General features: G+C 69.8%; 16 protein-coding genes. 6 read left to right on the top strand and 10 right to left on the bottom strand.

Annotated features, from left to right (window positions below; all coding sequences use genetic code 11):
• The 3 genes from LH62_RS16590 to LH62_RS16580 are packed head-to-tail and all read right to left on the bottom strand — an operon-like array spanning window position 1 to window position 3168.
• Entirely contained in the window at window positions 1-753 is a 753-nt protein-coding gene (locus LH62_RS16590) for a proteasome-type protease (protein ID WP_043363109.1), read from the bottom strand.
• Between the two features lie 7 nt (window positions 754-760).
• A complete protein-coding gene (locus LH62_RS16585; RefSeq protein WP_043363108.1) occupies window positions 761-1699 on the bottom strand; it encodes an alpha-E domain-containing protein in 939 nt (312 codons plus the stop codon).
• Window positions 1699-3168: a circularly permuted type 2 ATP-grasp protein gene (locus tag LH62_RS16580; protein WP_043363106.1), complete on the bottom strand. Its 1470-nt coding sequence runs from the start codon at window positions 3166-3168 to the stop codon at window positions 1699-1701. The genes LH62_RS16585 and LH62_RS16580 overlap by 1 nt, the downstream gene beginning before the upstream one ends.
• Before the next feature lie 231 nt (window positions 3169-3399).
• Between LH62_RS16580 and LH62_RS16575 the strand changes: the two genes are divergently transcribed.
• A complete protein-coding gene (locus LH62_RS16575) occupies window positions 3400-5013 on the top strand; it encodes a thiamine pyrophosphate-binding protein (protein WP_043363105.1) in 1614 nt (537 codons plus the stop codon).
• Window positions 5014-5223: 210 nt separating this feature from the next.
• Window positions 5224-6945: a carbohydrate-binding domain-containing protein gene (locus LH62_RS28490; protein ID WP_052214589.1), complete on the top strand. Its 1722-nt coding sequence runs from the start codon at window positions 5224-5226 to the stop codon at window positions 6943-6945.
• A 44-nt stretch (window positions 6946-6989) separates the two neighbouring features.
• Here the strand turns inward: LH62_RS28490 and LH62_RS16565 are convergent, their stop codons facing one another.
• Together LH62_RS16565 and LH62_RS16560 are read right to left on the bottom strand one after the other, a co-directional pair.
• On the bottom strand, window positions 6990-8417 hold the full coding sequence (locus tag LH62_RS16565; RefSeq protein ID WP_043363102.1) for an amidase: 1428 nt from the start codon (window positions 8415-8417) through the stop codon (window positions 6990-6992).
• Entirely contained in the window at window positions 8414-8614 is a 201-nt protein-coding gene (locus LH62_RS16560) for a hypothetical protein (protein WP_052214588.1), read from the bottom strand. The genes LH62_RS16565 and LH62_RS16560 overlap by 4 nt, the downstream gene beginning before the upstream one ends.
• A 136-nt stretch (window positions 8615-8750) precedes the next feature.
• On the opposite strand from LH62_RS16560, the gene LH62_RS16555 reads away from it, so the two are divergent.
• Both LH62_RS16555 and LH62_RS31175 read left to right on the top strand, forming a co-directional pair.
• A complete protein-coding gene (locus tag LH62_RS16555) occupies window positions 8751-9365 on the top strand; it encodes a hypothetical protein (protein WP_043363101.1) in 615 nt (204 codons plus the stop codon).
• A gap of 79 nt (window positions 9366-9444) precedes the next feature.
• A complete protein-coding gene (locus tag LH62_RS31175) occupies window positions 9445-9636 on the top strand; it encodes a PsiF family protein (protein WP_052214587.1) in 192 nt (63 codons plus the stop codon).
• Here LH62_RS31175 and LH62_RS16545 read toward each other — a convergent pair whose 3' ends face one another.
• The 3 genes from LH62_RS16545 to LH62_RS16535 form a co-directional block, all read right to left on the bottom strand.
• On the bottom strand, window positions 9637-11559 hold the full coding sequence (locus LH62_RS16545; protein WP_043363099.1) for an AsmA family protein: 1923 nt from the start codon (window positions 11557-11559) through the stop codon (window positions 9637-9639).
• A gap of 212 nt (window positions 11560-11771) precedes the next feature.
• Complete coding sequence (locus LH62_RS16540) at window positions 11772-12470, bottom strand: GntR family transcriptional regulator (protein WP_052214586.1); 699 nt, start codon at window positions 12468-12470, stop codon at window positions 11772-11774.
• Between the two features lie 123 nt (window positions 12471-12593).
• Window positions 12594-13577, bottom strand: a complete 984-nt coding sequence (locus tag LH62_RS16535; protein WP_043363094.1) for a tripartite tricarboxylate transporter substrate binding protein — start codon at window positions 13575-13577, stop codon at window positions 12594-12596.
• Window positions 13578-13630: 53 nt separating this feature from the next.
• On the opposite strand from LH62_RS16535, the gene LH62_RS16530 reads away from it, so the two are divergent.
• Together LH62_RS16530 and LH62_RS16525 are read left to right on the top strand one after the other, a co-directional pair.
• The gene (locus LH62_RS16530; protein WP_043363092.1) at window positions 13631-14380 is read left to right on the top strand and encodes an aspartate/glutamate racemase family protein; all 750 of its coding nucleotides are present in this window, start codon (window positions 13631-13633) and stop codon (window positions 14378-14380) included.
• Window positions 14381-14540: 160 nt separating this feature from the next.
• The gene (locus LH62_RS16525; RefSeq protein ID WP_043363090.1) at window positions 14541-15338 is read left to right on the top strand and encodes an alpha/beta hydrolase; all 798 of its coding nucleotides are present in this window, start codon (window positions 14541-14543) and stop codon (window positions 15336-15338) included.
• Window position 15339: 1 nt separating this feature from the next.
• On the opposite strand, the gene LH62_RS16520 is transcribed toward LH62_RS16525, so the two are convergent.
• Both LH62_RS16520 and LH62_RS16515 read right to left on the bottom strand, forming a co-directional pair.
• Window positions 15340-16281: a YsnF/AvaK domain-containing protein gene (locus LH62_RS16520; protein WP_043363088.1), complete on the bottom strand. Its 942-nt coding sequence runs from the start codon at window positions 16279-16281 to the stop codon at window positions 15340-15342.
• 17 nt (window positions 16282-16298) lie between these two features.
• Complete coding sequence (locus LH62_RS16515) at window positions 16299-16721, bottom strand: YsnF/AvaK domain-containing protein (protein ID WP_043363085.1); 423 nt, start codon at window positions 16719-16721, stop codon at window positions 16299-16301.
• Window positions 16722-16853 lie beyond the last annotated feature (132 nt).

Genomic DNA, 16853 nt, shown 5'->3' with positions numbered 1-16853 from the left:
CTACTCCCCCGCTGCGGCCTCCGCCAGCCAGTCCGGCCGCGGCAAGGCCATATAGGCATTCCGCAGCGCCCCCGACCAACCTTCCGACACCGCGCGGAAATACGGATCCTCCTCGGTGATCCGCCGCCTGAGCGTCACCCGGAAGCCGTCCGTCCGGCAGAGCAGCAGGTCGATCGGCATGCCGACGGTGAGGTTGGAGCGCAGCGTGCTGTCCATGCTGATCAGCACCAGCTTCACGCCATCCATCAGCGGTGTGTCGAAGCCGACGACGCGGTCGAGGATCGGCTTGCCGTATTTGTGCTCGCCAATCTGCAGGAAGGGTGTGTCGGTGGTCGCCTCGATGAAATTCCCCGCCGCATAGACGAGGAAGAGCCGCGGCGGCCCGCCGGCGATCTGCCCGCCGAGCATCAGCGAGATGTCGAAGCCGACGCCATGCGCCGAGAGCGCCGGCCCGTCGGCGGCATAGACCTCGCGCACCGCCTGGCCTACGAGTTGCGCCGCGCGGAACATGCTGGGCGCGCTGCGCAAGGTCAGCGTCTCGCCGCCGAGGGAGACGCCCTCCTGCAGCCGGTTCCACACCGCCTGGGTGATGGCGAGGTTGCCGGCCGAGAGAATCGCCAGCACGCGCTCGCCCGGAATCTCCTCGACCTGCATCTTGCCGAAGGTCGAGATGTTGTCGACGCCGGCATTGGTCCGCGTGTCGGAGAGCAGGACCAGGCCCTCGCGCAGGTGCAGTCCGACGCAATAGGTCATCGCGTGCTCAATGCCGGATGTAGAAGGCGTCGATCTCGCCCCCGAGCGCCGCGACGCGTTCGATCATGGTGGTGAGAAAGGCGTGCAGCCCCTCCTCCATGATGGCGTCGATCCGCCCGTAGCGCAGCTGCGCCTGCAAGGTGCCGGCGAGACGGTGGCATTCGCCACGCCGCCCGCCCTGGCCGAGCGCGATCGCCTCCAGCGTCTCCGCCACCTCGGCGAGGCAGGCCATCAGGCTGCGCGGCAGCTCCGGGCGGAGGATCATCAGCTCGGCGATGCGGCGCGGGTTCAGCCGGTCGCGGTAGATCCACTGATAGGAGCGCAGCGCCGAGACGGAGCGCAGCACCGCCTGCCACTGCACGTAGTCGACCGCGCCCTCGGCTTCCGCCGTCAGCAGGTTGTGCTTCACGTCGAGCAGCCGCGCGGTGTTGTCGGCACGTTCCAGCATGGTGCCGAGATGGACGAAGCGCCAGGCCTCGTCGCGCAGCATGGTGTCATGCGCCGCACCGTTGAAGAGCGTGACGCGCTCGCGCACCCAGCCCAGGAAGTCGGCGAGCTTCTCGCCCTCCATCGCCTCGGGCGGCAGGGCGCGGAGATGGTTCCAGGTATCGTTCAGCGCCTCCCACATGTCGACGGTCAGTGCCGTGCGCACCGCCCGGGCGTTGCGCCGTGCCGCCTCGATGGAGGAGAGGATGCCGGAGGGGTTCTCCGGGTCGAAAACCAGCCAATGGACGACGGAATCGGCCGTCGGCGCCTCGTACTTGCGGTAGAAGCTGGCATCGCCGCCGGAGGCAGTGACGAGCGAGCGCCATTCCTCCGTCTCCGCTCCCAGCCGCGCGGTGAGCGCCGCCATGCGCGAAGCGACGCCGAGGCCGCGGGCGACATTGCCGGCCCGCTCCGTGTAGCGCGCCAGCCAGAAGAGGTTGTCGGCCGTGCGGCTGAGCATCAGCCGCCCGCCGATTGGGATTGCGATTGCGACTGCGCCGATTGGGATTGCGACTGGAAGGCAGCCTCGCCCGGCCCCTCGTCCTCAAGGATCCAGGTATCCTTCGTTCCGCCCCCCTGCGATGAGTTGACGACGAGCGAGCCCTCGCGGATGGCGACGCGCGTCAGCCCGCCGGGGACGATGCGGATTTCCCGGCCCGAGAGGATGAAGGGCCGCAGGTCGACATGGCGCGGCGCAATGCCCTGCTCGACGACTGTCGGACAAGTTGAGAGGGCCAGCGTCGGCTGCGCGATGTAGTCGCCGGGCCGGGCCAGGATGCGGGCGCGGAATTCCTCGAGCACGTCCCGCGTCGCATGCGGGCCGATCATCATGCCGTAGCCGCCCGAGCCCTTGGCGAGCTTCACCACCAGCTTGTCGAGATTGGCGAGGACGTAGCGCCGGTCCTCGTCACGGTCGCAGAGATAGGTGGGAACATTGGCGAGCAGCGGCTCCTCGCCGAGATAGAAGCGCACCATCTCCGGCACATAGGGATAGACCGCCTTGTCATCGGCGATCCCCGCCCCCGGCGCGTTGGCCAGCGCGACATTGCCAGCGCGGTAGGCCGCCATGAGCCCCGGCACGCCGACCAGGCTGTCCGCGCGGAAGGCCTTGGGGTCGAGGAACTCGTCGTCGATCCGCCGGTAGATGACGTCGACCCGCCGCGGTCCCGCCGTGGTGCGCATGTGGACGACATCGTCCTCGACGCAGAGGTCGGCGCCCTCCACCACTTCGATACCCATCTCGTCGGCGAGGAAGCAGTGTTCGTAATAGGCGCTGTTGTAGGGGCCGGGCGTCAGCAGCACGACGCAGGGCTCGGCCCCGGCCTGAGGCGGGGCAACGGCCTTCAGCGTCTCCAGCAGTTCCTCCGGGTAGCGGCCGACCGGCGCCACGCGGTGCTGGGCGCAGAGCTTGGGGAAGAGCCGCAGCATCGCCTCGCGGTTCTCCAGCATGTAGGAGACGCCGGAGGGCGTGCGGCAATTGTCCTCGAGCACGTAGAATTCGTCCGGCCCGGTGCGCACCATGTCGATGCCGGCGACATGGGTATAGACCCCGCCGGGCGGGACGATGCCCACCATCTCCGCGCGGTAGCCCTCGTTCTGCAGCACCAGCGCGGTCGGGATGCGGCCGGCCCTTAGGATCTCCTGCTTGCCATAGACATCGGCGAGGAAGGCGTTCAGCGCCCGCACCCGCTGGCTGAGGCCGAGCGCCATGCGCTCCCATTCCGACCGTGCGATGATTCGGGGGATGATGTCGAAGGGGATCAGCCGTTCCGGGTCACCACCCTCGCCATAGACGGCAAAGGTGATGCCGATGCGTCGGAAGAGCAGTTCCGCCTCCCGGCGCTTGGCGTCCAGCTGCTCCCGCGGGGTGGCGCGGAGCCAGCGATCGATCTCGGCATAGGCGGCCCGGATGCCGTCCTCTGCCCGCATTTCGTCGAAAGCGGCGATTCTAGCCTGCGACACGGACGATGCGGCCCCCATTCTGCGTTCCCGTTCCTGGAAAGCAGCACGGACCATGGCTCCGCCGCAAGCGCCCCGCCGCGATGTTTTGCCCATGCGGCTACCGTTCTGCCCAACCCATGGCCAGCCCCGCCCAGATCAGGGCGATTTTGGCGCCAGCCGAGGACGGCCCTAGGATCGCCTCGTTCCGGAAGGGTGGAAATGATGACAGGTGCGGAGGCGGTGGCCGCAGCTTTGGCGGCGGCAGGGGTAAAGCGCATCCATGGCGTGCCCGGCGGCGGATCGAGCCTTGCGCTGATCGAGGCGGCCGCGGCACGCGGCATCCGCTTCGTGCTGGCGCGCCAGGAAACGGCTGCGGTCATCATGGCGGCGACCGAGGCGGAGCTGACCGGCCGGCCCGGCGTCGCCCTCGTGACGCGTGGCCCCGGCGTCTCCAACGCCGCCAACGGCATGGCCCAGGCGAGCCTCGACCGCGCCCCGGTGCTGCTGCTGGCCGATGGCTTCACCGGCGCCGAACGCGCCTTCGTCAATCACCAGTTCTTCGACCACGCCGCGCTGCTGGCGCCGGTAACCAAGGGAGCGGCGCGCGCGGTGGAACCAGGCGCCGCCGCCGGGGTGATGGCCGCGAGCCTCCTCGCCCTGGCCATGCAGGCACCGCGCGGCCCGGTGCTGCTGGAGCTCTCCGCCGCCGCGGCCCGCGCCCCGGCCCTGCCCCCGCCGCTCGCCGATGCCGCGCCGCCCAGCTTCGTCCGGGGCGCGGCCTTCTCCGAAGCGAACCGGATCCTCTCGGCCGCCCGCCACCCGGTACTGATCGCGGGGCTGGAGGCCGCGGAGCCCGCCGCCTGCGCCGCGCTCCGCGGCCTGATCGCCCGGCTCGGCTGCCCGGCCCTCGTCACCTACAAGGCCAAGGGCGTGGTGCCCGATTCCGACCCGCTCTTCGCCGGCGTCTTCACCGGCGGAGCGGCCGAGGCGCTGGTCCTGGCCGAGGCGGACTGCATCATCCTCGCCGGTGCCGATCCGGTGGAATTCATCCCGCAGCCCTGGCGCTACGCCGCGCCCATCATCGAGTTGGCGACGGCGCCGCGGCCATTGGCCTACCACGCGCCGGAAGTGGCGCTGCACGGCCCCCTCGCCCCGGCCCTCGCCGCGCTGGACGCGCCACGCAGCGCCTGGGCGCCGGAGGCCATCGCCAGGCACCGCCGGCGCTGGCGCGAGTCGCTCGGCAACGGCCCGAGCGGCAACCGCGGCCTTTCGCCCCAGGCGGTGGTGGAGCTCGCCCAGGCCGCCTGCCGCGAGGCCGGGGCGGAACCGCGCATCGCCGTCGATGCCGGAGCTCATATGTTCCCCTGCACCAGCTTCTGGGAGGCCAGCCACCCGGGCGACCTGCTGATTTCGAACGGCCTCGCCACCATGGGCTTCGCACTTCCGGCCGCCATCGCCGCGGCGATACTGGACCCGGCGCGCGGCGCCGTCGCCTTCACCGGGGATGGCGGGCTGCTGATGGCGCTCGGCGAGCTGGCGACGGCGGCGGTGCTCGGCGCCCGCCTCACCGTCATCGTCTTCAATGATGCGACGCTCTCGCTGATCGACATCAAGAAGGACGGACGCAGCATTCCGGAGGCGGCGCTCGGCTGGCCGGAGGCCGATTTCGCCACGGCCTTCATGGCGCTGGGCGGCACCGGCCTGCGGGCCGGCAATGAAGCGGAATACCGCGCGGCCCTCGCCGAGGCCCTTGGGGCATCCGGGCCGGTGCTGCTCGACGTGCGGGTCGATCCGTCAAGTTATCCAAGCCAGATCAAGGCCTTGCGCGGCTAGTAGACCCGTTCCGAACTTCACCCGTTGAGCAGCCGCCCCATCGGATCTCAACCAAAGAGCGATTTAATGTGCAAAACTCCGTGAATGCGATATACCAACACTCACGGTGCCGTGAGGGTTTGGCACCAGGAACATTCCTGGAGGCCAGGGGGCCTCTTCCACAGGGCCCTCCGTGGGCCGCCCCCTTTGCGGGGCAGAACGGACGGAACGATGACGACCGACGTGAACATCCTCATCCGGGGCCAGAGCAACGCGCTCCTGTTCGTCGCCAATGGTGGGGCGCGGGACCTGGAGAAGCAACTCGAAGCCAGCCTGCCGGGCGTCAACGTCAACCTCATCCAGCATTACGGCGACAAGAATTCGACGATCTATTCCGGTACGGCCTTCCTCAAATGGGACACCGACGGCCAGCAGCAGGGCCTGCTGAACTACGTGAAGGCCGAGCCGGCCGACATCAAGAACAACCCGACCGTCACGCTCTGGATGCACAACGAGTATGACGGCAACACCGGCGGCGTCACGACGGCGAACTGGGTCTCCGAGGTGAAGACCGACGCCGCGCTGGTGCGCTCCGCGCTCGGCCAGGACGCCTCGACCACGCCCTATGTCTTCACCTATGTCCCCTACGCCTATGCCCAGGGGAACAGCCCCGCCAACATCCAGGCCGGCATGCGCCAGCTCTCGGCCGACGCCTCCTTCAACGCCAGCTTCGACAGCACGGCGATGAGCGGCCTCCGCATGGATGGCGACGGCTATGCCCATAGCAGCCATATGGGCCAGCAGGACGCCATGCTCGTCGCCGACCGGCTGGCGGACTCGATGAAGGGCATCGTCTCCGATCTCGCCAAGGGCTCGGGCTCGACACCCACTCCGACGCCGCCCGGGCCGACGCCGCCCAAGCCTGCTCCGGACAATGGCATCGTCAAGACCATTGGCACCGGCGCCGACGGCCTGGTGCTCAAGATCAGCCAGGACGCCTGGAAGGGCAGCGCGCAGTACACGATCAGCGTCGACGGCAAGCAGATCGGCGGCACCCAGACCGCCAGCGCCTCGCATGCCGCCGGCCAGGACGACGTCATCACCGTCAGGGGCGACTGGGCGCCCGGCGCGCACAAGGTCACGGTCAACTTTCTCAACGACGCCTGGGGCGGCACCGCCGCGACCGATCGCAACCTGCATGTCGACGGCATCACCTACAACGGCACGGCGCTCGCCAAGGGCACCGCCGACCTGCTGAAGAAAGGCCCGGTCGACTTCGCCTTCACCGACGGCGCCGCCACCCCGGCTCCGAGCCCCGGCCCGGGCGCGGGCACTGCGGTGGTCAAGACCATCGGCGCCGGCGCCGACAGCCTGGTGCTGAAGATCAGCCAGGATGCCTGGCAGGGCAACGCGCAGTACAGCTTGTTCATCGACGGCAAGCAGGTCGGCGGCACGCTGACGGCAGGCGCGCTGCATGGCTCAGGCAATGAGGACAAGATCACCATCAAGGGCGACTGGAGCGCCGGCGACCACAAGCTGACCGTCCGCTTCCTGAACGACGCGGCGGGCCCGAGCGGCGACCGCAACCTCTATGTCGAGGACGCCAGCTTCAACGACGCCACCCTCGGCAAGCATCACTCGACCTTCAAGATCAACAGCCCGGACGACTTCCGCTTCACCAAGACGGCGGATGGGCTCGGCGCCACCTTCAGCGGGACGATGGGCAAGGATGTCTTCGCCGTGCAGCATGGCGACGGCGACATGGTGATCGCCAACTTCACCGCCGGCACCGACAAGCTGCGGTTCGAGGGCTTCGACGAGGCCAAGATGCACATGATCGCGGCGAGCGAGGGCGGGGTCTCCGGCACGCTCGTCATCTTCGACGCGACGGCGGAGAACGTCTTCCTGCCGCACGTCACCAACCTGACCGCGGCCGACACGCTCTTCGTCTGACCTTGCCACGACAGGCCCCGCCCGGCGGGGGCGGGGCCGCGTGCTTACAGGGCTGGCGCCTTGCGGTGCCAGCTCGTTTCCTGCTGGAAGGCATCAGCCGCGCGCAGCACCGTCGCCTCCGCGAAGGGCCGCCCGGCCAGCTGCAGGCCAACCGGCAGGCCCCGGTCGTCGAAGCCGCAGGGCACGCTGACCGCCGGCAGGCCGAGGTAGTTGAAAGGCCGCGTATTGGCGGACACCGCCATGAAGCGCGACCAGTTGGCCGGGTCGGCGTCGATATCCGTCTCGGCCAGCGTCGGCACGCGCGTCCGCAGCGTCGGCGTCGCCACCAGGTCATGCCCGGTCAGCGCTTCGGCGACGAACTGCCGCAGCAAGGATCCGCGCCGCGACAGCGCCTCGACATAGAGATGCGCAGGGAAGGCATAGCCGCCATAAAGCCGCGCGCTCAGATGAATGGCGTAGTCGCCGGGATGCTCGCGCATCCAGTTGGCGTGGATCGCAGCACCTTCGACGCGGCTGATCAGCGCTGTATAGGCATTGATCGCGCGCAGCGACGGCACGGCGATGCGCGTGACGACCGCGCCCCGCGCCCGCAACGCATCGAGTGCTGCCTCGAAGGCCGCAACCACCGGCGCATCGGCACCCTCGAGGAACCAGGTCTCGCAGACCGCGACGCGCATGCCGCGCATGTCGCCCGTCAGCGCCGCCTCGTAATCCGGCACCGCCTCGCGGGCGCTGGTCGGGTCGCGCGGGTCGTGACCTGCCGTCACGCCGAGGAAGCGCGCCGCATCCCGCGCTGTCCGCACCAGCGGGCCGACATTGTCGCAGGAGAAGGAAAGCGGCATCACCCCTGCCCGCGAGACGCGCGTCTGCGTCGGCTTCAGCCCCGTCACACCGCAGAGCGTCGCCGGCAGGCGGATCGACCCGCCGGTATCGGAGCCGAGCGCCGCGTAGAAGAAGCGCGCCGCCACGCCCGCGCCGGAGCCCGAAGAGGAGCCTCCCGTGCAATAGGCCGGGCTCCATGGGTTGTGGCAGTCGCCGAAATGCCGGTTGTGGCCGGTCGGGTTCTGCGCGAACTCGGCCATGTTCAGCGTGCCCATGTCGATGGCGCCGGCGGCATCCAGCCGCTCCAGCACCGTCGCCGTCACCGCCGGCCGGAAGTCGCGGCGGATGCGGGAGCCGCAGCTGCTCACCCTCCCTGCGCGGTAGTACATGTCCTTGTGCATCATCGGCACGCCCGCAAGCCTGCCGAGCGGCCGCCCTGCGCGCCGCGCCGCATCCGCCACCGCGGCGGCCTCCAGCGCCGCCTCGCGGTCGAGGCGGATGACGCTGTTCACCACGCCGTCCTGCGCGGCGATGCGGGCCAGGCAGGCCTCGGCCAGCGCGGTGGCGGTCACCTCGCCCGCGGCGAAGGCATCCGCCGCCTCGGTCATGGAAAGGAGGGCGAGGTCGGCGGCGGCGACGGGGGCGTTCATTGGCCGGGCTCCCTGCAATCGCGCAGCGCGGCCTCGAAGCCGCTCGGCTCCTCCTCGAATCCCATCGTGCCGCGCAGCGCCTCGAGCTCCGCAATCAGCGCCGCATTGTCGGCGAGGCCGATCCGCGCCGCCTCGTTGGGCAGGACGATGCCGCCCCAGCGGGCGATCGCCTCCATGGTCACCTGATCGGGCTCCATCGCAGTCTTCCATCCTTGGCCCTGGCGAGGGTAGCAAGCCGCATGCCTAGCTTCGGCTCGCGAAATTTCGCGAGGGGGTGAGCGCAGGAATTCCGTCCGTCCCGATTACAATCCGGCTCCGATCGAGGAGGACAGCATGGCTGGGACGCTGACCGTCTATCTCGTCAACAAGGCGGGCGATCTCGAAGGCATGTTCGATGAGACAAAGCGCCGCGCCTGTGCCGCCGCCTTGCAAGGCTACTTTTCCACCATCATCAACGGCGTCGCGGCCTTCGGCGGCGTCAGCGTCACCTGGGAGGGCAAGGTCGGCCAGCCGAAGCCGCGCGACTTCGTCTGCTACCTGCTGACCACGGCAAAGGAGAGCATCGCCGCCTCGAAGGCGACCGGCGACGTGACGCTCGGCCCCGCCGGCTCCACCCTGTTCAGCACGGCGGAGCAGGCGGTGATCTGCGAGGTCTATATGCGCCAGGTCGTTCAGGGCGGCGTCCAGCGCGGCAATGCGACGCCAGATGCGGAATGGGTAGTTGCCAACTGCATCCTGCATGAACTCGGCCATGCGCTGCTGGATGCCAAGCCGCCCATCGTCGCCGAGGTCCACAGGCTGAAGGGCGGCAGCATCCTCCGCGACACCGACGGCAGGCCGCTCACTGAGCGGGACCGCCCCTCCGATGCCGACTACCGCGCCTTCCAGACCGGCTTCGGTCGCCCCGGCGCCGGCGCGAAGCCCTATGCCGGCGCCATGCCCACCTGATTTTTCGGTTGAACCGGGCCGCCAGCCATGGCACCCCACCGTTGTTCGTTACGGAGACGACGCGATACGCTGGCTGGCCTTGACCCTTGCACTTACCCTCGCACCCGGCCTCGCCGAGGCCGCCGCCCAACAACGCGAGCCGAGCCCCGCCCAGCGCGCCCAGCAGGCGAAAATGCGGAGCTGCGCCACCCAGGCCTCCAGCCAGCAGCTGCGCGGCCAGCCGCGGCGCGACTTCATGAAGACCTGCCTTTCCGGCCGCGCTGCGTCCTGATCAGCCGGCGCGGCGCGTCAGCCGCTCGCACTGGTTGTTCTCGCCAACGCCGAGCTGGATGGTCGGCAGCAGGGCGAGCGGCGGAAAGACCAAGCCGAGTCCCACCGCCGCACCGCCGCGCGCCACCAGCTCCCCCACCTCCGGCACGACGGAAGGGTTCTTGAAGGTCCCACCGATGCCGATCGCCGTCGGCAACGAGCCGATGGTGAAGTGCTTGCTGCGGGTGCGCATCCAGAGATCCAGCGCCTCGCGGCCGAGGTCGGCGGTGCCGCCGCCGTTCACCACGTAGCTTTCCGTGTCCAGCACCATTGTCCGCGTGGAGAGCCGCCCGCGCTGCAGGCTGAAATCCGCGATGAGGCATTCGATCTCGGTCCGCGCCGGTATCCCGAGCGCCGAGAGCAGCGCATTGCTGAACTGCAGCCCGGACAGGTCGACCAGCAGCGAGGAAAGGTTGCCGCCGACCGTCACCAGCGTCAGCTCGCCATTGCCGTTGCCGAGCAGTTCCGAGACCGAGCGCCCGGTGCCGTCGATCCGGCCCACGCCGCCGAGCGTCCCCGCGCCGCCTGCACCCGCCGCCTGCATGAGCCGGGAGATGTCGACCCGCCTCAGGTCGATCTCGCCCTTGGCCCGCAGCGAGCCGTTTTCCAGCGGCGTCAGCGTGAAGTCGCCGGAAAGCCGCCCTCGCCCGATTCCGAACTGCACCGGATGCAGGCGGATCACGCCATTCTCGATATCGGCGGTGACAGCGAGGCTATCGAAAGGCATCCCTCGCCCCTCGATCGCCGCCGCCTTGTAGCGCAGGTGGATATCCGCCGCCCGCAGGCGGGGGATGCTGATCGGCTGCGTCGGCAGCAGGCGCGGGCTGGCCTCGGCCCGAACGAGGGCCTGGCGCTGCTGCGCCGTCTGCCCCGGCGTGCCGACGCGCCCCGGCGTCGTGCCGACGAAGCCGCCAAGGTCGGCGAGGTCCACCCGGCGCGAGAAAACATCCGCATCCAGCACCGGCCGCTCCGCGCCCGGCGTGATGCTGAAGCGGCCATTGAGGTCGCTGCGGCCGAGCCGGCCCTCCACATCGGAGAAGCGGAAGGCCCCGGCCTCATAGTCGAGCTTGCCGGTGACGCGGAAGGGCGTCGTCGCCGGGATGACGATGCCGGTGAGCGACGCCAGCAGCGCCATGTCCGGCCCGGTGATGTCCAGCCGTATGTCCGCGCCGGCGAGCGCCAGCGGATCCTGCACCGTGCCGCGCAGCCCTACCTTGGTTGGCCCGTTGGCAAGGTCGAGGCCGATCGGCCAGGGCCGTTCCTTGTCCCGCAGGTTGAGTATGGCGCCGCCGCGCAACTCGGCGGTGATCGGCTGCGCAGCATAGGTGCCCTGCGCCCGGGCGACGAGCCGGGGCTCCTCCCCCGGCTGATCCTCGGTGGAGGCAGTGACGCGAAAATCCGATTTCAGCTTGGCGATGGCCACATGCGCCCCGCCCTCCACCAGCCGCAGCGCGCCAATGCGCGGCCCGGGACCACCCGCGGTGGACGAGCCGCCGCCGAGATCGAAGCTGTAGTTGTTGCTGCCATCCGGCTTGCCGAGCACCTCGAATTGCGGCCGCTCCAGCGTCACCGAAGGGATGACAATGGCGCTGCTCTCGATATAGGCACCGACATCGAAGTCGAGGCTGGCACGCTGCACCTCCGCAAAGGGCGGCGCGTCCTCAAATCCTGGCGGGTTGCCGACCCGTAGCCCTTCGGCGCTGATCGTGGTGACCCGGCCCAGCGAGACATGCAAATGCTCGATCGTCACCTTCCGGCCGAGCTTGGCGCTCGCCTGTGCTTCCACGATCGGAATCAGCCAATCCCAGCGGAACAGCGCGACAAAGACGCCGATCGCCAGCAGCGGCACGCCCAATCCCAATGCCCAACGGCGCCAGCGCATCATTCGACCTCCGCAGGCAGAGCGCGGCACGGAGGCGGGAGTTCATCGGTTCGGGCCGCGTGAACGCCATCGACGAAGCGGCTGGCTTCCGTGCCTCCAGCGTCAGTTGCAGGGCCGGCATCCCAATCATCCCCGCGTCATGTTCCATTGCAGCGCAACGCGGCCGCGAGTCCGGACGAGGTTTCCGTGGGTCGTGGAAGCCTCGCCCGATTCCGCTAGGACACCGAGATCGCCGCATCCGGCGCGGTGAGCGCGGCCAGCACCATGTCGCGGCTGGCGCTGACCTGGGCCTGCATCCGCGCCTCGGCCGCCGGTGCGTCGCCGGCGGCGAGGGCCGCGATCAGGGCGCGGTGCTCATGCGCCATCTCGCCGCTGCGGTCGCGCCGGCGGAGGCCGAGGACGAGCATGCGTGTGCTCTCGTCGAGCAGCCTGCCGACCTGCCGGGCGAGGCGGGCATTGCCGGAAAGCCCCGCAACGGCGACGTGGAATGCGCGGTTCGCCTCGAGGAAGCCGAGGGCGGTCTCGGCCGCTTCCGGCCGGTAGCCGGCGGCGCAGACGGCGTCGAGCTGCGCCAGCGCCGCCGCATCGGCGCGGGCAAGCGGGTTGAGCGCGGCGCGGCGGGCGGCCTCCGGCTCCAGCAGCAGGCGGAGGTCGAAGACCTCGTGGATGTCGCGGATGGTGACAAGGGAAACGACCCAGCCACGCCGGGGAACGGCCTGCACCAGGCCTTCCTCCCCAAGGCGGGCAAGGGCGGCGCGGACCGGCGCCTTGCCGAGGCCGAGGCGGGCGGCGGTGGCGGCCTCCGACAGGGTTTCGCCAGGAGCGAGGCGGGCGGCGAGGATGTCGCAGCGGATCGCCTCCAGCGCCCTCGCTGTAAGGGGCGCGGGCATGGCAATGGGTGCGAGGAATGACATGCGGCGCGCCCCCGGGGCTGGTGGAAACGCGAGATTATACGGCGATGGATAACGCCGCAAATCATGGCACGATTCGAGATCGGGATACCTGGACTGCACCGCGACATGGGGATTTTCGGCGGTTCAGTCCACGCTGGCACCGGATTGCCGGATGATTTCGCCCCAGCGGCCGATGTCCCGCTCATGGATGCGGCGGAAGCCTTCCGGCGTGAGGTCGTCCGGCGGGGTGATGCCCTGGGTCTCGACCAGCCACTGACGGAACTCCGGCGTCGAGAGAATGCGGCTGATTTCGCCATTCATCCTCGCCTGGATGGCCGACGGCAGGCCGGGCGGAGCGAAAAGGCCGTACCAGGTGCTGGTCTCGAACCCCGGCAGGTTGCAGGCCGCGGCGATGGTGGGCACGCCTGGCAGGGCTTGGACGGGGCTGAGGGTGCTGGTGCCAAGGGCGCGCACCTGGCCCTGCCGCACCGGTCCGATGGAGGGGCCGGTCTGGTTGAAGAACAGGTCCACATCCCCGGCGAGCAACGCCGACATCGCGCCGGGCTGGCCGCGATAGGGAACATGGGTCAGCTCGATCCCGGTCGCCGCGGCGAATTGGGCTGCTGCGAGATGCGTCGAGGCGCCGTTGCCGGTGGATGAGTAGTTCAGCGCGCCGGGGCGGGCGCGGGCCGCCGCCATCAGGTCTTCGCAGCCGCGGTATTGCGGCCGCTTCTCCGGGCTGACCAGCAGCACGTTGGGGACGTCGCCGAGCAGGGTGACATGGGTGACGTCGCGCAGGGCATCGAAGGGCAGGTTGCGGTAGAGGCCGGGATTGATGGCATGCGTCCCCGCCGTGCCGAGGAGGAAGAGGTAGCCGTCCGGCCTCGCCTTCGCCACCGCGTCGGAGGCGATGTTGCCGCCGGCGCCGCTGCGGTTGTCCACCACCACTGGCTGGCCGAGGGCGCGGCTCAGCGGCTCGGCCAGCTTGCGGGCGTAGATGTCGGTGCCTGCGCCGTTCGGGAAGCCGCCGAGGATGGTGATGGGGCGGCTCGGCCAGGGCTCCTCCGCGTGGGCGGGAGCCAGTGTGGGCGGCAGGGCCAGCAAGGCGGCGAATATCCAGCGGAGCATCCCGGCTCTCCTTTCGGTTTCGGTGCGCACATGGTGTGGGCTAGGCTCGCTGCATGACCAGTCCTTTCGGCCGCGTCGCGCGCGGCGGCAAATCCATCTATGGCGCGCCGCTCGGCATCCTGATGCTGGAAGCCCGTTTTCCACGCATTCCCGGCGATATGGGCAATGGCGAGACCTGGCCATTCCCGGTGCTGTTCCGCGTGGTGCGGGGTGCGACGCCGGAGCGGGTGGTGCTTCAGGGCGCGCGCGGGTTGCTGCCGGACTTCATCGCCGCGGCGCAGGAGCTGGTGGCGCTGGGGGCGGAGGCGATTACGACCAATTGCGGCTTCCTTTCCCTGTTCCAGCGCGAGCTGGCGGAGGCGGTCGGCGTGCCGGTCGCCACCTCCTCGCTGATGCAGGTACCCTGGGTGCAGGCGATGCTGCCGCCGGGGCAGCGGGTCGGCATCGTCACGGTAAGCCGGTCCTCGCTGACGGCGGCGCATCTGGCGGCGGCGGGGGTGCCGGCCGATACGCCCGTCGCCGGGACCGAGGGCGGGCGGGAATTCTTTCGCGTGCTGATCGCGGCGGAGAAGGACGACCTCGATATCGGCCTCGCCGAGCAGGACATCCTCGAGGCCGGTCGCGCATTGGTCGGAGCACATCCCGAGGTGGGCGCGATCGTGCTCGAATGCACCAACATGCCGCCCTATGCGGCGGCGTTGCGCGAGGCGGTAGGCAGGCCGGTCTATGACATCTATTCGATGGTGTCGTGGTTCCAGGCGGGGCTCCGGCCGCGACGCTTCAATTCCCTCAATCCGCTTTAGCCGCCAAGCGGTGCGGAGCCGGCAAAGGATTGATCTGCCTCGGATACGGGTGAAGCAATTGAGGCATTGAAGGTTTGAGGGACTTCGGCGCCCGGTTGGTGATGGGCGCCTGTTATGATTTCAGTCCTATAACGTCGATTGGGCGGCGGGGGCAAGCGTGATGGATGCGGAGGCGGAGTACAACAATCGGGCGCGGGTGCCGGAGAGCGGGACCATTATCGCGGGCTGGGCACGGGATGCGGCGACCTTCCGCGAATCCTGGGCGGAGAAGGAGCTGGGCATCGCCTATGGGGCGGAGGAGCGGGAGCGGCTCGATCTGTTCCGGCCGGGGCCGGGCGGGGACTGGCCGGTGGCGATGTTCATCCATGGCGGCTACTGGCAGGCGCTGGACCGCAGCTTCGCCAGCCATTGCGCGCGGGGCCTGCTGGCGCGTGGGGTGGCGGTGGCGGTGCCCTCCTATGACCTGTGCCCGCGGGTGGCGCTCGGCACCATCGTCGAGCAGATGCGTGCGGCGGCGGGGCTGCTGCACCGGCGCGGCGCCAAGCGGGTGCTCGGCATGGGGCATTCCGCCGGCGGGCATCTGACGGCGATGCTGATGGCGACGGACTGGCCGGCGCGGGGGATGCCGGCGGGGCTGGTTTCCCGGGGAGTGGCGATCTCGGGCGTGTTCGAGCTGTGGCCGTTGCTCGGGACCAGCGTCGGGGCCGGGCTGCGGCTCGACGAGGCGGAGGCGCGGGCCTTGTCCCCTGCCCTACTGGCGCCGCCGGAGGGGGCCGTGTTGCATGCCGTGGTGGGTGGGGCGGAGAGCGGGGAGTTCCGGCGGCAGACGCGGGACTTCGCGGCGAATTGGGCCGGCACCGCCGAAGAGCTGGCGGGGCTCGACCACTTCACCGTGCTCGAGCCGCTCGCCGATCCGGGCAGCGCGCTGGTGAAGCGCGCTGCCCAACTCGCCCGTTAGGTTAGCGAGTGGGGTTCCGAGGCGTGCCAGTGGTCGTGTCGGTGGTCGTGCCAGTGGTCGTGCCCGTGCCGCGGGCGCCGACCTGGCGGTCGTCCTCGATCTCCACCTCGGTGCGGCGGACGGTGTCCTGCACCGTACGGGTCTCGTCATCGGCGGTCTTGCGGATGACGACTTCCTCCGTCACCCGAGCCTCCTTGGCGATGACCGCTTCCTCGGCCGTCTCGGTGGCCTCGATGGTCCGCTCGCGGAAGGCGTCGGCGCCGGCTTCCACCGGGCGATCAACCGGGCGGCGGTCGACCTGCACATGCTCCTGGTGCAGCGTCACCTGCTCCTGCACGGGCGTCTCGACGACATAGGAGCGGACGCGGACACGGCCATGCGCAGTCTCGCGCTTGCCGACGCGGAGGCGCTCCTCAACGATGGGGATGCTCTCCTCGCGACCTGCGGCGAGGCCGGTGGCGCCGGTGGATGCGCCCGTCGCCATGCCCCCGGTCATGCCGGTGGTGGTGGTGGCGGCGGTCGGGGTGCCGGCATTGGCGGCGAGGTCGGCGCGGCCCATGGTCGCCTGCTGCGGCGTCGCCGGGGCGGTCGCGGTCGTCATGCTGCCGCTCTCGGCGATGTTGTCCTCGCTCCAGCCGGCGCCGCGCCATTCTGCCTCACGGCTGTCGAGGTCGATGGCGCCGGAGGCCTCGATCACGTCGGCAGCGGCGGCGAAGCGGTCCTCGGGGACGGTGGCGGAGAGGACGACGCTGCCGCGGCGCATCGCTTCCTCGAGCACGCTGCGGTCGGGGCCGGCGATGCCGAGCTGGTCGAATTCGCCGGTCTGGTTGGCATTGGTGAAGACGGCGGCGCGGACGCCCCCGACCTTGGTGGCGAGATCGCGGGAGGCGGCATCGGCCTCGGCGGCGGAATCGAAGACGGCAGTGATGGTGCGGTTGCTCATGCGTTTGGCTTCCCTGTTCATTCAGTGGTTCGAGGCGGCAGCCTCTCGATCTCGGCGTGCTGGCGGCGCAGCGTGACCGGCGTCTCGACCGACTCGCTGGCGCTGGTGCGGTGGAGGCGGATTTCCTCCCGCAGCACCAGGCGCTTCTCGACGACCAGCACCTCCTCGAAGACGGGGATGACAAGCACCCTGCCCTCGTCCTCCTCGCGCGGTCCGGGCGGCACCTCGCCCTCGGCCAGCTGGCGGCCGATGGGGATGCGCTCGACCTCGATCGCCTCGGAGCGGAGATCGGCATGGAGCTGGGTTTCCTCCGTCTCGGTGCGGAGACGGACGCGCAAGCGCCCGGTCTCCACCTCGCGGCGGTGGATGCTCAGCTTTTCCTCCAAGACAGGAACCGCTTCAGTATCGTCGGAGGACGGTATTTCGTTCTTCTGTGACACGTATTGCGATTCCCATGGCGTTTGCCCGCCTCGACTGGCGACACAACAGGCGAGCGGCGGATTCGTTCATTGCGCAACTGATGGGGACGGCCGATCTCGCTGAGGCTTCTGCTTCGCCCCGGGCTCTGCGAA

This window comes from Belnapia sp. F-4-1, assembly GCF_000802185.1.
Classification (GTDB): Bacteria; Pseudomonadota; Alphaproteobacteria; order Acetobacterales; family Acetobacteraceae; genus Belnapia.
The sequence above is the reverse complement of the archived record's forward strand: the minus strand, read 5'-3'. Positions and strand labels throughout refer to the sequence as shown.

Excerpts from the sequence above, each read along its gene's own strand:
- LH62_RS16590 (WP_043363109.1), bottom strand. The coding sequence starts at position 753 with ATGACCTATTGCGTCGGACTGCACCTGCGCGAGGGCCTGGTCCTGCTC.
- LH62_RS16585 (WP_043363108.1), bottom strand. The coding sequence starts at position 1,699 with ATGCTCAGCCGCACGGCCGACAACCTCTTCTGGCTGGCGCGCTACACG.
- LH62_RS16580 (WP_043363106.1), bottom strand. The coding sequence starts at position 3,168 with ATGCGGGCAGAGGACGGCATCCGGGCCGCCTATGCCGAGATCGATCGC.
- LH62_RS16575 (WP_043363105.1), top strand. The coding sequence starts at position 3,400 with ATGATGACAGGTGCGGAGGCGGTGGCCGCAGCTTTGGCGGCGGCAGGG.
- LH62_RS28490 (WP_052214589.1), top strand. The coding sequence starts at position 5,224 with ATGACGACCGACGTGAACATCCTCATCCGGGGCCAGAGCAACGCGCTC.
- LH62_RS16565 (WP_043363102.1), bottom strand. The coding sequence starts at position 8,417 with ATGAACGCCCCCGTCGCCGCCGCCGACCTCGCCCTCCTTTCCATGACC.
- LH62_RS16560 (WP_052214588.1), bottom strand. The coding sequence starts at position 8,614 with ATGGAGCCCGATCAGGTGACCATGGAGGCGATCGCCCGCTGGGGCGGC.
- LH62_RS16555 (WP_043363101.1), top strand. The coding sequence starts at position 8,751 with ATGGCTGGGACGCTGACCGTCTATCTCGTCAACAAGGCGGGCGATCTC.
- LH62_RS16545 (WP_043363099.1), bottom strand. The coding sequence starts at position 11,559 with ATGATGCGCTGGCGCCGTTGGGCATTGGGATTGGGCGTGCCGCTGCTG.
- LH62_RS16540 (WP_052214586.1), bottom strand. The coding sequence starts at position 12,470 with ATGTCATTCCTCGCACCCATTGCCATGCCCGCGCCCCTTACAGCGAGG.
- LH62_RS16535 (WP_043363094.1), bottom strand. The coding sequence starts at position 13,577 with ATGCTCCGCTGGATATTCGCCGCCTTGCTGGCCCTGCCGCCCACACTG.
- LH62_RS16530 (WP_043363092.1), top strand. The coding sequence starts at position 13,631 with ATGACCAGTCCTTTCGGCCGCGTCGCGCGCGGCGGCAAATCCATCTAT.
- LH62_RS16525 (WP_043363090.1), top strand. The coding sequence starts at position 14,541 with ATGGATGCGGAGGCGGAGTACAACAATCGGGCGCGGGTGCCGGAGAGC.
- LH62_RS16520 (WP_043363088.1), bottom strand. The coding sequence starts at position 16,281 with ATGAGCAACCGCACCATCACTGCCGTCTTCGATTCCGCCGCCGAGGCC.